The organism is Solirubrobacter ginsenosidimutans (assembly GCF_027587205.1).
In genome coordinates this window covers 143,604-156,810 of the sequence record NZ_JAPDOD010000021.1, presented here as the reverse complement: position 1 = coordinate 156,810, position 13,207 = coordinate 143,604, and the positions used below count along the sequence as shown (strand labels likewise).

The 13,207-nt window shown below is 71.8% G+C and carries 17 protein-coding genes; 7 read left to right on the top strand and 10 right to left on the bottom strand.

The window, feature by feature from the left end:
- Positions 1 to 600: MFS transporter (locus tag OM076_RS21910; protein WP_270042201.1), on the bottom strand; the 600-nt coding region annotated here is incomplete at its 3' end.
- A 52-nt stretch (positions 601 to 652) separates the two neighbouring features.
- Here OM076_RS21910 and pdxR point away from each other — a divergent pair.
- Complete coding sequence (gene pdxR, locus OM076_RS21905) at positions 653 to 2,032, top strand: MocR-like pyridoxine biosynthesis transcription factor PdxR (protein WP_270042200.1); 1,380 nt, start codon at positions 653 to 655, stop codon at positions 2,030 to 2,032.
- On the opposite strand, the gene OM076_RS21900 is transcribed toward pdxR, so the two are convergent.
- On the bottom strand, positions 2,029 to 2,418 hold the full coding sequence (locus OM076_RS21900) for a VOC family protein (protein WP_270042199.1): 390 nt from the start codon (positions 2,416 to 2,418) through the stop codon (positions 2,029 to 2,031). The two genes, pdxR and OM076_RS21900, sit on opposite strands and share 4 nt — an antisense overlap.
- Before the next feature lie 170 nt (positions 2,419 to 2,588).
- Between OM076_RS21900 and OM076_RS21895 the strand changes: the two genes are divergently transcribed.
- Both OM076_RS21895 and OM076_RS21890 read left to right on the top strand, forming a co-directional pair.
- Positions 2,589 to 2,792, top strand: coding sequence for a cold-shock protein (locus OM076_RS21895; RefSeq protein WP_270042198.1), 204 nt, complete (start codon positions 2,589 to 2,591; stop codon positions 2,790 to 2,792).
- Between the two features lie 6 nt (positions 2,793 to 2,798).
- On the top strand, positions 2,799 to 3,026 hold the full coding sequence (locus tag OM076_RS21890) for a hypothetical protein (protein WP_270042197.1): 228 nt from the start codon (positions 2,799 to 2,801) through the stop codon (positions 3,024 to 3,026).
- Here the strand turns inward: OM076_RS21890 and OM076_RS21885 are convergent.
- Genes OM076_RS21885 through OM076_RS21870 form a run of 4 tightly spaced genes read right to left on the bottom strand, consistent with a single transcriptional unit; the run spans position 3,023 to position 6,029 of the window.
- Complete coding sequence (locus OM076_RS21885; RefSeq protein WP_270042196.1) at positions 3,023 to 3,364, bottom strand: hypothetical protein; 342 nt, start codon at positions 3,362 to 3,364, stop codon at positions 3,023 to 3,025. The two genes, OM076_RS21890 and OM076_RS21885, sit on opposite strands and share 4 nt — an antisense overlap.
- A complete protein-coding gene (locus tag OM076_RS21880; RefSeq protein WP_270042195.1) occupies positions 3,364 to 3,696 on the bottom strand; it encodes a J domain-containing protein in 333 nt (110 codons plus the stop codon). The genes OM076_RS21885 and OM076_RS21880 overlap by 1 nt, the downstream gene beginning before the upstream one ends.
- Positions 3,686 to 5,305, bottom strand: a complete 1,620-nt coding sequence (locus OM076_RS21875) for an amidohydrolase (protein WP_270042194.1) — start codon at positions 5,303 to 5,305, stop codon at positions 3,686 to 3,688. Before OM076_RS21875 ends, OM076_RS21880 begins: the two co-directional genes overlap by 11 nt.
- Positions 5,289 to 6,029 carry an SDR family oxidoreductase gene (locus OM076_RS21870; RefSeq protein ID WP_270042193.1) on the bottom strand — a complete coding sequence of 247 codons (741 nt, stop codon included), beginning with the start codon at positions 6,027 to 6,029 and terminating at the stop codon, positions 5,289 to 5,291. The genes OM076_RS21875 and OM076_RS21870 overlap by 17 nt, the downstream gene beginning before the upstream one ends.
- 30 nt (positions 6,030 to 6,059) lie before the next feature.
- On the opposite strand from OM076_RS21870, the gene OM076_RS21865 reads away from it, so the two are divergent.
- Both OM076_RS21865 and OM076_RS21860 read left to right on the top strand, forming a co-directional pair.
- Entirely contained in the window at positions 6,060 to 6,371 is a 312-nt protein-coding gene (locus tag OM076_RS21865; protein WP_270042192.1) for a hypothetical protein, read from the top strand.
- Positions 6,368 to 7,009, top strand: a complete 642-nt coding sequence (locus tag OM076_RS21860; RefSeq protein WP_270042191.1) for an alpha-ketoglutarate-dependent dioxygenase AlkB family protein — start codon at positions 6,368 to 6,370, stop codon at positions 7,007 to 7,009. Before OM076_RS21865 ends, OM076_RS21860 begins: the two co-directional genes overlap by 4 nt.
- On the opposite strand, the gene OM076_RS21855 is transcribed toward OM076_RS21860, so the two are convergent.
- Positions 7,006 to 7,500: a ribonuclease HI family protein gene (locus OM076_RS21855; protein ID WP_270042190.1), complete on the bottom strand. Its 495-nt coding sequence runs from the start codon at positions 7,498 to 7,500 to the stop codon at positions 7,006 to 7,008. The two genes, OM076_RS21860 and OM076_RS21855, sit on opposite strands and share 4 nt — an antisense overlap.
- 15 nt (positions 7,501 to 7,515) lie before the next feature.
- Positions 7,516 to 9,921 carry an esterase-like activity of phytase family protein gene (locus OM076_RS21850; RefSeq protein ID WP_270042189.1) on the bottom strand — a complete coding sequence of 802 codons (2,406 nt, stop codon included), beginning with the start codon at positions 9,919 to 9,921 and terminating at the stop codon, positions 7,516 to 7,518.
- Between the two features lie 125 nt (positions 9,922 to 10,046).
- Here OM076_RS21850 and OM076_RS21845 point away from each other — a divergent pair, with 125 nt between their 5' ends.
- Positions 10,047 to 11,087, top strand: coding sequence for an ATP-dependent DNA ligase (locus tag OM076_RS21845; RefSeq protein WP_270042188.1), 1,041 nt, complete (start codon positions 10,047 to 10,049; stop codon positions 11,085 to 11,087).
- 107 nt (positions 11,088 to 11,194) lie between these two features.
- Complete coding sequence (locus OM076_RS21840) at positions 11,195 to 11,701, top strand: hypothetical protein (protein WP_270042187.1); 507 nt, start codon at positions 11,195 to 11,197, stop codon at positions 11,699 to 11,701.
- 77 nt (positions 11,702 to 11,778) lie between these two features.
- Here OM076_RS21840 and OM076_RS21835 read toward each other — a convergent pair whose 3' ends face one another.
- Together OM076_RS21835 and OM076_RS21830 are read right to left on the bottom strand one after the other, a co-directional pair.
- Entirely contained in the window at positions 11,779 to 12,990 is a 1,212-nt protein-coding gene (locus OM076_RS21835; protein ID WP_270042186.1) for an MFS transporter, read from the bottom strand.
- Between the two features lie 19 nt (positions 12,991 to 13,009).
- On the bottom strand, positions 13,010 to 13,195 hold the full coding sequence (locus OM076_RS21830) for a Rid family hydrolase (protein ID WP_270042185.1): 186 nt from the start codon (positions 13,193 to 13,195) through the stop codon (positions 13,010 to 13,012).
- Positions 13,196 to 13,207 lie beyond the last annotated feature (12 nt).

Below are 13,207 nucleotides of genomic sequence, written 5' to 3'. Positions count from 1 at the left end.
GCCGCCGCGCGCCACGTCACCGCGCCGCCCCTCGTCGCCGCCGCGCGCCTCGTCGCCGCCGCGCGCCTCGTTCCCCCGCGGGCGCCACGCGCGCGATGCGGGGTGCAGCGCGAACGCGACGGTGCCGGCCAACAGCACGGCGCCGCCGCCCGCCAGCGCCGCGCCGGTGGAGAAGAGCGCGCCCGCGCCGAGCGCGAGCGGCGGGCCGAAGACCCAGGCGAGTTCGACCGCGGACGCTTCGACGGCGAAGGCGCGCGGGTCGGACAGCAGGCTGCGCACGCAGGCGCCGACCGGCGGTGTGGCGAGGCCGATTCCGGCGGCGAGCGCGATCAGCACCGGCAGCCCCACTCCGGCCGGGAGCACCGCCATGGCGCTCAGCAACAGGGCCGAGGCGATCGCCGAGGACAACAGGACGGCGGTCTGCCCGCGACGGTCGACGATCCGGCCGAGGAGTGGACCACCGACGCCGACGGCGATCGCATAGAACGCGGTGACGAGGCCGGCGGACGCGTAGGAGCCCGTGAGGCGCTGGGCGTGGACGAGCAGGGCGATGCTGAACATCGCGAGCGGGAGGCGGGCAGCGATCGAGAGCGTGAGCATGGTGGCGATGCTACGGTCCACTGGTGCAGATACCAGTCCCACTTTTGAGGCCGTGGACGGTACCAGTCAGCCGGTAGAGCTCCTGGTCGCGATCGATCGCGACGGGCCGCACACGCTCGGGGCGCAGATCGAGGGGCAGTTGCGCGCCGCGATCCGCACCGGCGCCCTGAAGCCCGGGGCGGAGATCCCGTCGACCCGCGACCTCGCCCGCCAGCTCGGCATCTCGCGGCGGGTGGCGGTCGAGGCCTACGCGCAACTCGCCGCCGAGGGCTACCTCGCGATGCGCCAGGGCGCGCGCCCGCGCGTGTCGGAGACGGCCGCCAACGCGCCCGCGACCCCCGACGCGCCCGCCCCACCCCGCCCACCGCGGTTCGACTTCCGCCCCAGCTTCCCCGACGTCTCCGCCTTCCCGCGCGCGGCCTGGCTGAAGTCGGTCAAGACGGCGATGAACACCCTGACCGACGCCGAGCTCGGCTACGGCAACCCCAACGGCGACGAGATCCTGCGCATCCAGCTCGCCGACTACCTCGGCCGCGTGCGCGGCGTCGTCGCCGATGCCGAGCGCGTAATCATCACCAACGGCTACGGCCAGGCGCAGGGACTCGTCTGCCAGGCGCTCCGCGCGCGCGGAGCCACGCGCATCGCCGTCGAGGACCCCAGCAACACCGAGCAACTCGAAGTCGCGCTACGCGCCGGGCTCGAACCCGTGCGGGTCCCGGTCGACGAGCTCGGTCTGCAGGTGTCCGAGCTCCCGGAGGACGTCGCCGCCGTCATCGTCACCCCCGCCCACCAGCACCCGACCGGGGTCGTCCTCGCCCCCGAGCGCCGCACCCACCTGCTCGCCTGGCTCCGCGACCACGAAGCGATCGCGATCGAGGACGACTACGACGCCGAGTACCGCTACGACCGGGCGGCCGTCGGCGCGCTCCAGGGCCTCGAGCCCGAGCGGGTCGTCTACGCCGGCTCGGCCAGCAAGACCCTCGCTCCCGCGCTGCGCCTCGGCTGGCTCGTGGTCCCGCAAGCACTCGTGGAGCCGATCCGGCGCGAGAAGTACCTCGCCGACCAGGGCACCTCGCGGATCGAGCAACACGCGTTCGCGGACTTCATCGCCCGCGGGGAGCTCGATCGCCACCTGCGGCGCATGCGCGCCCGCTACCGCACACGCCGGGACACGCTCGTAGAAGCGCTGGCGAACGAACTACCCCAAGCGCGGATCAAGGGCATCGCGGCGGGCCTGCACGTCACCGTCGAGCTCCCGGACGGCCACGACGAGCGGGCGATCAAGGAGGCCGCGCTCGCCGAGCGCATCCGCTTCAACGTGCTCGGCGACTACGACGCCGCCGGCCCACCCACGCTCCTGCTCGGCTATGGCGCGCTCCCCGAGTCGGCGATCGCCGCGGGCGTCCGCGAACTCGCGCGGCTGATCCACTAAGAAGGCGGCCAGGAGCCGAGCGGCTTGCCGATCTCCCAGTGGTGGCCGAACGGATCGGCCACGCGACCGAGCCGCCAGCCGTGCTCGTCCTGCGCGGGAGAGACGACCGTCGCGCCCGCCACGGCGGCGCGGGCGATCGCCGCGTCCGGGTCGTCGACCAGCAGCAGCATCCGCACGGTTCCGCCGCCGACGGTCTCCGGGCTGAAGTTGAAGTGCTCTGGAGATTCGTCGGCGACCCAGAACGTCGCGTCGGCTCCGATCGACAGCTGCGCGACGATCGACTCGTCGCCGACGACGTAGTCGACCACGGCCCCGAAGGCCGTTTTGTAGAACTCGATCGCCTCGGGTCCGCGGCGAACCGAGAGCTGCGCGAGGACGCGTGTCATGGGCCCGAGGCTACGTCAATCACGATGAGTCGACATTTCTCGCGCACATCTTCTAAACTCCACGGCGTACCGGGCATTCAGCCCAATCAAGTAGTGCCCGCGTTTCTCAGTGGTTGCCGAAGCACCCTCCGCGTTTCGCTCGCACATATCTCCTCTGGAGGGCAGTAAAAATGGCAACTGGAACCGTGAAGTGGTTCAGCGACGAAAAGGGCTTCGGCTTCATCACGCCGGACGATCAGGGCAAGGACCTGTTCGTGCATCACACCGGCATCGCCGGTAGCGGCTTCAAGTCCCTCCCCGAGGGCGCGAAGGTCAGCTACGACGCCGAGAACGGCCCCAAGGGCCCGAACGCCGTCAACGTCCAGACCGTCTAAACGCCTATGGCGTCGAGCTCTAAGAAGCGGACGACATTCGCCAAGCTGAATCGTGAAGCTGCGGTCCGTGACCGCCGCATCGCCAAGATGCAGAAGAAGGAAGCGCGCAAGCAGGAAGACGGCGCGCCGGTAGACGAGACGCCGGTGGTTGAGGACACGTCGCATCTGGACGTGGCCCACATTCCCGGTGTGACCGACTTCGTCGAATCGGCGGTTCCGCCGAAGCGCCGCTAGTCGCTCCGCGCGGCACGAACGTACTCCGCCTGGTCGGCGTCCATCCAGATCTCCCAGCGACCGGACGCCGACTGGCGTTCATCCTGGAAGTGGTATGGGCGCCGCCCGGAGAACTCGAGCTTGCGCACCCGGCCCACGCCGCCGAGCACGGACGAGATCCGGCGGCGCGGCCATCCCATCGTGTCCTCGATCTCCGGAAACGGCCGGGGCCGATGCGGCCCCGCCGCCAGGTGGTCGAGCAACTCCCGCATGAGGTCGCTGCAGCGGTCGTAGAACCGCGCCACCTCCTCCGGCTCATCCATCGCGTTCTGCGGCACGCACTCGCGCAGGAGGGACATCAGTCCAGCTGCGAGGAGAGCCCGTCGAGCCCGTCGACGAGATCGTTGACGTCGCGCACGACCGCATCCGCTCGCCCGTCGCGCGACGGCCCGCGCTTCGCGCGCTCACGCAGCTCCTGCTCGAGCGCTGCCATCCGCTCCTCGAGCGTCGCGTCCGGCGCCGGCCGCGCCCGCAGCGCCTCGTAGGCCTCTTTGATCTCGACGAACCGCTCGGCGGAGCCGCCCTCGCGGTCCGGGTGATGCAGCATGCTCAGCCGCCGGTAGGCCTCCAGGACGACGGCGTTCGACGCGCCGAACGGCACGCCGAGCACGCGGTGAGGGTCACGAGGCACCCTGGGAATCTAGCCACACGACACGGCCGTCGACCACCGTCAGCCGCACCGGCAACTCGGGCAACTCGTCGGCACGGGTCTCGACGGGATCGGCGGCGAACGCGGTGATGTCCGCCCGCAGCCCCACCTTCAGGCGTCCGCAGACGTCTTCGTCGCCGTTGACCCGCGCGGCGTGGACCGTGTAGCCGAGCAGCGTCTGCTCGGCGGTCAGCGCCTGCGCCGGGAGATACGGCACCCGCGCGCGCTCGCCCGGCGTGCGCCGCAACCGCGCCCACGCCATCCCGTAGCGCGGGTCGTAGTCGGCGACCATCCAGTCCGAGCCGAGTGCGAGCGTCGCGCCGCTGTCGGCGAGGTCGCGGGCGCGGAAGGCCCGCTCCGCGCGGCCGTCCGACAAGCCGTCCAGCCACGCGCTGGGGGCGGCGGGGTCGTCGAGGCCTTCCATGTGCAGCGGCTGCATCGACGCGGCGACGCCGAGTTGCGCGAACCGCGGGAGATCCTCGTCGCACAGCGTCTCGATGTGCTCGACGCGGTGCATCCCCCGGCGCGGCGGCCCCGCCTTCGCATAGGCGTCCAGCGCACCGCGCACCGCACCGTCGCCGACCGCGTGGGTGATCGCGCTGAAGCCGGCGCTTTTGAACCGCGTGACCAGCTCCCCGTAGCGCTCCACGCTCGGCCAGAACGGGTGGGCGTTGACGCCACACGGCCCGGGTTCGACGAGCCACGCGGTACCGGACTCGAGCACGCCGTCGAGGAAGAACTTCGCCGTCCCGGTGCGCCACAGCCGCCCGCCCTCGCCCGCCAGCGCGAGCCGCCGCTCGACCTCGGCATCGTCGATCGCCGGCTCCTGGTGCATCGGGACGACCATCCGCAGCGTCAGCTCGTCGCGCGCCTCGAGGGCGCGGACGTCGTCGAGCAACTCCCGGTCCCCGATCATCACGTGCGCGCCGGTGAGGCCGACCGCGTTGAGCCGGCGCAGCGTCTGCGCGTAGGCGTCGAGGCGCTCGGCCTCGCCCCAGTCGGGGATCACCGCGTCCACGAGGTCGATCGCCGCGTTCTCGAGCAGCGCGCCCGTCGGCGTCCCGTCGGGGTCGACGACGATCTCCGCGGCCTCCTCGAACCCCCGCGCGCCCGTGATCCCGGCGCGCTCGAGCGCCGCGAACGACGCCAGCGCGGTGTGCGCGTCGAAGAAGTAGACGATCGCGGGCGAGTCCTGCACCGCGTCGGCGATCGCCTCCGCCCGCAGGCCGGCGCCGTGGAACGGCTCGTAGTGGGCGCTGTGGGCGAGCACCCACTCCCCCGGCCCGCACCGCTCCCGCTCCGCTGCCAGCCGCGCGCGCACCTCGTCGAGCGTCTCCGCCGACCGCAGGTCCGCCCCGCGCGTGCGCCGCGTCCCCCAGAAGGGATGGATGTGACTGTCGGTGAGCCCGGGCACGACGCAGAGCCCGCGCCCGTCGATCACCCGCGTCGCCGGGCCGATGTGCTCGCGAACGTCGTCCTCGACCGCGATCAGCACCCCGTCGCGCCACGCCAGCGCCGTCGCGTGCGGCCGCGCCGCGTCGAGCGTGCGGATGGAGGCGCCGACGATGGCGCCGTCAGCGGCGGAACCCACCCTCGCTGTTTAGCACCTGGCCGGTCACCCACCGGCCCTCCTCGGAGACGAGCCAGGCGATCAGGCGGGCGGGGTCGTCCGGTTCCGCCCAGCCGAGCGGCATGCGCTCGCCGACGGCGGCGCGGACGTCCGGCGCCGGCCAGCCCGTGTCGACCGGACCCGGGTTGACGCAGTTGACGGTGATGCCGCGGTCGATCAGCGTGTCGGAGAGGGTCGCGGTGATCGCGGCCAGCGCGCCCTTGGACGTGGCGTACGCGATCTGGCCCCGCATCGGGCCGAGGTTCTGGCCCGAGGTCATCAGCACCACCCGCCCGCCGGGGCGGCCGTCGTGCTGCGCCGCGAAGGCCTGGACGAGCATGAGCGAGGCGCGGGTGTTGACGGCGTAGTGGTGGTCGAGCATCTCGTCGGTCACCGCGCTCAGGTCGCCGTCCGGACCGCTCGACGCGTGGTTGCAGATCAGGATGTCGACGTGGCCGAGCGCCTCGACCGCGACCTCCATGAGCCCCGCCGGCGCGCCCGGCACGGCCAGGTCGAAGGCCGCGTCCGGGGGCGAGCCGAGCAGCGCGAGGACCGCCGGCATGTGGTCGGCGCCCCAGGGCCGGTCGCGATCGTGGGGCACGTAGTGGTGGACGAACACGGTCACGCCGTCCGCGATCAGGCGCCGCGCGATCGCGAACCCGATCCCCGCCCGCCGGCTCACGCCGGTGATCAGCGCGGTCCTCACCTTTGTCCCCTCCGGCACGTTGTAGACATCGTGCCCGATCTCGCCCGCGCGCTGCAGCTCCTGTCCGCGATGGACGCGCGGCTGGTCGCGGTCGGCCACGGCCGGGACGAGCGATCCGTCGCCGCGGCGCGCGAGTTCGCCGCCGCCTGGCCGCACGAGGTCGCGGTGGTCGTCGACTGGCCTTCGACCGCCGCGTCGTGGCTGCGGCCGGCGCGCAAACTCACCGCGAACCACGCCGACGCGTGGGTGATCGCCGATACACCCGAGGGTTGGGCGAACGTCGAGCGCCGCCTGCGCGAGACGCCGAACTGGGACCCGATGCGTACCGTGCTCCTGCGATGACCGAGTCGCTGTTCGGCCGCGAGCGCACCGAGATCGCCCCGGGGGCGGTCCACGTGCCCGGCTACCTCACCCTCGAGCAGCAGCGTGAGCTCGTGGACGCCTGCCGCGGATGGGCCTCCCGGATGCGCCACACGAAGCTCCCCAGCGGCGGCGTGATGTCGGTGCAGACCGTCTGCCTCGGCTGGCATTGGCTCCCGTACCGCTACTCGCGCACGGTCGACGACATCGACGGCGCGCCGGTCGAGCCGTTCCCCGACTGGCTCGGGCAACTCGGGCGCGACGCGCTCGCAACCGCCTACGCGACGCCCACGCCCTACGCCCCCGACGCGGCCCTGATCAACTTCTACGACGACGCGGCCAAGATGGGCATGCACCAGGACAAGGAGGAACGCTCGCCCGCACCGGTGGTCTCGCTGAGCATCGGCGACACCTGCGTCTTCCGCTTCGGCAACACCGAGACGCGCGGGAAGCCGTACACCGACGTCGAGCTGCGCTCCGGCGACCTGTTCGTCTTCGGCGGCCCCTCGCGGTTCGCCTACCACGGCGTCCCGAAGGTCCTCGCCGGCACCGCGAACCCGGCGAGCGGCCTCACCACCGGCCGGCTGAACCTGACCCTCCGGGAGACCGGCCTCACCTAAGGCCAGAGCAGCGCGCGGACCAGCTCGTCGGCGGCTTCGTTGGCCGTGCGCGGATGCCAGCGCCAGCGCACGGTCCCCACCTCGGCGGCGGCCTCGCGCACCTGCTGGACGAGCCGCGCGTGCTCCGTCGCGCCCGTGTCGCTGCGCAGCGCGCCGATCGCGAGCTGCGAGTCACTGCGCACCTCGAGCTCCTCGATCCCGTGCAGCGCGGCGAGCGAGAGGCCGAGGAGGATCGCGCGGTACTCGGCCTCGGCGGCGGTCGCGTGCCCGATGCCCACCGCCCGCTGCTCGATCACGTCACCGCCGGGAGCGACGAGCAGCGCCGCGATCGCGGCAGGCCCGGGGTTGCCGCGCGAGCCGCCGTCGCACAGCACCAGCGCGCACTCCGCGGGCTCCGGCACCGCGGCCGGGCCGTGTCGCGAAGCGCGCGCCAGTTGCCGCCGCTCACCGTCTTTGAGCGTCCCGCCCTTGCGCCGCGGCTTGCGGGCCATGGCGCAAGTGTCTCATCACTTGTCGATCGCCTGCGGCAGCTTCAACACGATGAACTCGTCGTCGTCGGGCTTCCCGCTGCCGGGGTGCCGGCCGATCGAGAACGGGAAGTTGTTGTCGTTGATGACCAGGACGGTCTTCTTGTCGAGGAACACGACGTCCTCGATCGTCTGGAACGGGAAGGAGAACGGATTGCCGAGGCCGATGTCACCCGGGAACGAGGGCAGCGAGATCCCCGCCTTGTCCTGGATGTGCATGAGGTCGGCGGCCTCGCTCTTCTTCAGCACGCTGCCGGGCTTTCCGAACTTGACCTGCTCGAGCGCCTTGAAGCCGTTCAGGTCGCCCTGCGAGTTGTCGCGCTCGATGGCGATGCCGAACTTGTCGTCGAAGAGCTGGTAGTCGCCGACCGAGACGCCGGTCGGGTCGTACGGGTACCACCAGCGGTCGCTCGTGTAGCCGCCGGTCTTCAAGTTGAAGTCGAAGACGGGCGACTGGTTCTTCGTCGCGCCGATCTCGGGCTTCTCGAGCATCGGGCGCAGGTCCTTGCCGTCGGCGGTGATCGCCATGCCCTCGAAACCGCCGCTGGTCTGCACGCGGAACGGGTTGGCGTCGGCCGTCACGCGGTAGGGCCAGAACAGGCCGGCGAGCCAGCGCGTGTTGGCCTCGTTGCCCTCGGGCTGGAGGTTCGTGCCGTCGCCGCTCTCGCCGGTCGACGCGTTGCCCGCGAAGACCGGATCGTCGCCCCACAGCGCGACGGTGGCGAGGTCCGGATGGTCGGCGTAGACGTCGCGGATCGTCCGGAAGTCGAACGACTGGATGTCGGACCGCGGCCCCATGCCGTTGGCCTCGATCACGCCCGTGACGGCCTTCTCGATCGTCTCCGGGTCCGGCGTGCGATCGGTGTAGACGTTGTTGTGGTAATCGCGATCCGAGCGGGGGTTGAGCTTGGTCTCGATGTTGAAGTGCACGTTCTGCGCCGTCGCGGCCTTCGCCGCCGCGCCCGGGGTGTTCTTGCCGGCGCCGGTCGAGTAGTACGCCGCGTAGAACTTCACGAAGTCGTACAGCTGCTGCGTGGTCGGGTCGACGTAGGGATCGCTGAGGCCCTGCTGCGCGGCGAACGCCACGGCGACCGGGGACAAAGAGCGATCGTTGGTCTGCGGCGTGCCCGTGCGGATGACGCCGTCGCAGATGTACTTCGACTGCAGCTGCTTGAGCGTCAGCGTCTTGATCAGCACCTCGTCGTCGAAGCCGTACGGCTTGCCATTGGCGAGCCGGCACTTGCCGGTGTCGACGTACGGATCGTGCGAGAGGACCGGCACGCCGTCCTTGGTCAGGTGGTTGTCGGTCTCGAGCGTCGTGACGCCGTTGTCGAGGCCGACCTCCATTGCCGGCAGCGTGTTCTCCGGGCGCAGGTTGCGCCCGCCGCGGTGGCCTTCCAGATCGAACTTCGTCAGGTCGACGTTGTCCTGGAGGGCGACCTGGCGCGCGAGGTCTGGGCGGTCGGAGATCAGGCCGTCGACGCCGAGCTTGATCAGCTTGTCCATCTGGACCGGGTCGTCGACGGTGTACGGGACGACCTTGTAGCCGGCGGCGTGCAGCGAGCTCACGCTCATGATCTCGCTCGAGGCCTTGTTCAGACCGGGCGGCGGCGTGGCGCGGGTCGGCTCCACGGTCGCGGGGTCGTTGTCGGCCAGCAGGTTGGCGTCGGGCGAGACGATCGGCGCCTTCGTGTCGCCGTGGTCCTGCGCGTCACCGCGCAGCGCGTTCATCACCCGCAGCGTGCTCGACTCCTCGCTGAGCGGGTTCTGCGCGGCGCGCAGCTCCTGGCCGGGGTGTTCGGCGTCCGGCAGCGGGTACGGCGCATGCAGGACCTTGCCCGTCTCGTCGGTGTGGATCAGGAACGGGCCGAACTCGTCGCCGAACCAGAGCGTGCCGTCGGGCGCGCGCTGGATCGACTCGATGTCGAAGTCCGCGCCGGTCAGGACACGGTCGCTCGTCCAGTTGTGGACGATCGCGAACGGGACCTTGTGGCCCGGGTCGTGCAGCTGGATGAAGCGCTGGACCTTGACCGTTCCCGGCCCGCCCAGCGAGGTCTCGAAGTTCGGCTTGAGCAGGTAGACGCGGAGGTTGAAATCGGCCGAGTTCTCGATCGAGCCGTAGCCGTTGTCCTCCATCACCCAGTAACTGCCGTCGCCGGCGGGGATGGCGCCGGAGAAGCCCTGGACGGGCTGGCCATTGAAGGGCACGGGGACGCCATTGACGGGGGCGGAGCCGAGCAACGTGCCCGAGATCGGCCCATCGGCGAAGGTCGCGGCGGGCAGCACCGCACGGCCTTCGAGTTTCGCGTTCGATGCCGCGCCGGCCGAAGCCGGAACGGCGAGCAGCGCCGTTGACAACAGCGCCATGGACAGCGTGCGACGCAAGGAGAGCCTCCTTGTAGGGGAACGGCAGTTATCTCCCTCGTGCCGGCCGTTCTCGTAAAGGTCCGGTTGACGGTGAACCGACGGTGAGCGCGGGTTGAGCGGCGGCCTCGCTACGGTCAGCGGCGATGCGCCCGATGCTCGCCAAGCTCGTCGCCGACATCCCGCCCGGGCTGTTCTACGAGCCCAAGTGGGACGGCTTTCGCGCGATCGTCGAGCGCGACGGCGACGCGCTGGAGATCCACAGCCGCAACGGCAAGCCGATGGCGCGCTACTTCCCGGACCTGACCGCGGCGTTGAAGGCGTTCCTCCCGCCGCGCTGCGTCGTCGACGGCGAGATCGTCGTGATCGACCCGGCGACGCGGCGACTGGACTTCTTCGCCCTCCAGCAGCGGGTGCATCCCGCGGCCAGCCGCGTCGACCGGCTCGCGCTCGAGACGCCCGCGAGCTTCATCGCCTTCGACCTGCTGCGGCGAGGCGACGAGGACCTGCTGCCCGCCCCGTTTCGCGAGCGTCGCGCGGCGCTGGAGACGACGTTCGCCGGTGCGCGCGACCCGCTGCACCTCACCCCGATCACCCGCGACGAGACGCTCGCGCGCGAGTGGTTCGAGCGCTTCGAGGGCGCCGGCCTGGACGGCATCATCGCCAAGGACGGCGAGCACCCCTACCGCCAGAACGTGCGCACGATGTTCAAGGTCAAGCACCAGCGCACGGTCGACTGCATCGTCTGCGGCTACCGCCTCCACAAGACTGAGCCGGACGCCATCGGCTCGCTCCTGCTCGGCCTCTACGACGACGGCGAAGGCCCGAAATGGGCGGCGTCGTTCGGTGGTCTGCTCCCGATCGGCGCGACCGCCTCCTTCCGGATGGCCCGGCGCCGCGAGCTGCTGACCGAGCTGCGCCCTCTGGAGATCGACCCCGCCGACCATCCCTGGCGGCGCGGGCTGGGCAACGAGCGCGACGGCAACCGCTGGAACCCGGCGCGCGAGCAGCAGTTCGTCCCGCTGTCGCCGGAGCGGGTGATCGAGGTCCGCTACGACCACATGGACGGCGGCTTCTTCCGCCACCCCGCGACGTTCCTGCGCTGGCGCCCGGACCGCGACGCCGCCTCGTGCGGCTTCGCGCAGCTCGAGCGCCCCGCGGGCTTCGACGTCGCGGAGATCCTTTAGCCCGGCTCTATGAGAGCCACGCTCATAGTCCTAAACGGTACGGAATTCCGGTGCGAGAGCGGCGTCTCTGGTGGCGAACATCCACCCACCAGGAGCAGGACTTCCCCATGTTCAAGCGTCTCGCACGCCGCCCCACCCCCGCCATGCTCGTCGCGATCGTGGCCCTCTTCGCCGCCACCGCCGGCGTCTCCTACGCCGCGACACAAGGCCCGCCATCGTTCACCTCGCACGGCGTCGCGTTCGTGCCGACCTCAGCGATCAGCGGCGTCGCGCTGCCGATCTCCGGCGCGAACTCCTCGGATCTCTCCAACCACGGGATGACCGTCACGAGCTCCACCTCCGTGCGGGTTCCGACCACCGGCAACTACCTGATCACGCTCGCGGGCAACTGCAACGGCGGCGCGACGAACACCCATCTGCTCGTGCGCGAGGGGTTCAACCTGGCCGCCGGGCGGGTCGACCTCGCGATCGGCTTCGAGGGCAACCCGTCGATGGCGGGCTCGAACACCGTCCATCTCGCCGCGGGCACGACGCTGCGGATGATCGCCGGCCACGGCGGCGCGGACGCCAACTGCGGGGCGACGCTCGGCGTCAACCTGCTCTCCGCCGACTGACCGTTCGGTGACCGGCGGCCGGCACGCGCTCCGGCACGTGCCGGCCGGGTTCGTCACAACTCGGCTCTCGCGGAGCACTACAGACCGGTTCCGGATACCGTGAGGCTCCGCCGCCGCGCGTAGGCGACGACCGCGCCGGCGGCGGCAAGGGCGCCCGCGGTCAGCGTCGCCAGCTCGTAGGACGTCTCGTCGACGAGGGCGCCGCCCAGCGCGTTGCCGGCGGCCGACCCGGCGACGATGCCCATCACCAGCACCGCGAAGGACTCCGTCGCGGTGCCGGGTGGGGCGACGGTGTCGAGCAGCGTGGAGCCGACGACGGTCGCGGGCGCGAGGACGAGGCCCGCGAGCGCGAGCTGCGCCGCGAGCACGAGCGACGCGTCGGCGGTCGCCAGCAGGGCGAAGCCGGCGCCGAGCAGGGCGAGCAGGAGCGCGAGCCGGCGCGCCGGCGTGCCCGGCCAGGTGCGGGCGCCGTAGATCAGGCCGCCGGTGAGGTTGCCGACCGAGAGCGCGGCGAGCAGCAGGCCGCCGGTCGCCGCCGACCCGTGCTCGTCGGCGAACGCCGGCACGGCGACCTGCACCACGCCGACCGCCAGGCCGAAGACGAGCAGGACCGCCACCAGCGCCCGCATGCCGACGGCGGCGAGCGGCCCGAGCCAGCTCACGTCATGGCGCTCGCCGCGCCAGCGTTTGGAGCCGGCGGTCGCCGCGAAGGCGAACCCGCCCGCGCTGCACAGCGCCGCGGCGACGAGCACCGCGACGCCCGGACCCGCCAGCGCGGTGAGCGCGGCGACGAGCACCGGCGCGGTCATCACCGACACCTCGAAGACGATCGACACGAGCGCGTAGGCGGTCTGGCGCTGCGGCGCGGTCTGCGTCAGGTCTCCCCACAGCGAGCGCATCGCCGCCGGTACCTGCGGCAGCGAGAAGCCGCCGGCGGCCGCGGCGAGTGCCATCAGCGGGGTCGAGGAACGGTTCTCGGCCACCGCGACGAGCGCGGCGACCGCCACGAGATGCACCGCGGCGGCGGGCCGCAGCACGCGCGTCTGCCCCACCCGGTCCATCAGCCGGCCCTGGATGACCGCGCCGAACGCGTTGGCGAGCCCGAACGCGCCCGCGATCCGCCCCGCCTGCGCGAAGGAGCCGGTCGCCTCGCGGCCGAGCAGCAGGATCGCGAGGCCGAACATGCCGATCGGCAGCGACCCCAGCACCGACGCGGCGACGGGCCCGCGCGCACCAGGAAGGCTCAACACCGTGCCGTAGCGCCGCAGCCCGCGTGAGAGTCCCCGCACGCGGCCCACTCTCGCACGATCATGCGACGTGCGCGACCGCCTCGATCTCCACCCGCTTCCGGGGATCGAGCAGGCCGACGACGAGCATCGTCGCCGCCGGGCGCACGGTCGCGAACACCTCGCCGTGAACGCGGCCGACGGCCTCCCAGTCGTCGGCGTCGGCGAGATAGTCCGTACGGCGGCGCTCTCGCTCGGGCGAGCGCATCGCGTTGAGTCT

Coding starts and splice junctions, on each gene's coding strand:
- OM076_RS21900 (WP_270042199.1), bottom strand. CDS start 2,418: ATGACACGCGTCCTCGCGCAGCTCTCGGTTCGCCGCGGACCCGAGGCG.
- OM076_RS21895 (WP_270042198.1), top strand. CDS start 2,589: ATGGCAACTGGAACCGTGAAGTGGTTCAGCGACGAAAAGGGCTTCGGC.
- OM076_RS21890 (WP_270042197.1), top strand. CDS start 2,799: ATGGCGTCGAGCTCTAAGAAGCGGACGACATTCGCCAAGCTGAATCGT.
- OM076_RS21885 (WP_270042196.1), bottom strand. CDS start 3,364: ATGTCCCTCCTGCGCGAGTGCGTGCCGCAGAACGCGATGGATGAGCCG.
- OM076_RS21860 (WP_270042191.1), top strand. CDS start 6,368: ATGACCGAGTCGCTGTTCGGCCGCGAGCGCACCGAGATCGCCCCGGGG.
- OM076_RS21855 (WP_270042190.1), bottom strand. CDS start 7,500: ATGGCCCGCAAGCCGCGGCGCAAGGGCGGGACGCTCAAAGACGGTGAG.
- OM076_RS21845 (WP_270042188.1), top strand. CDS start 10,047: ATGCGCCCGATGCTCGCCAAGCTCGTCGCCGACATCCCGCCCGGGCTG.
- OM076_RS21840 (WP_270042187.1), top strand. CDS start 11,195: ATGTTCAAGCGTCTCGCACGCCGCCCCACCCCCGCCATGCTCGTCGCG.
- OM076_RS21830 (WP_270042185.1), bottom strand. CDS start 13,195: ATGCGCTCGCCCGAGCGAGAGCGCCGCCGTACGGACTATCTCGCCGAC.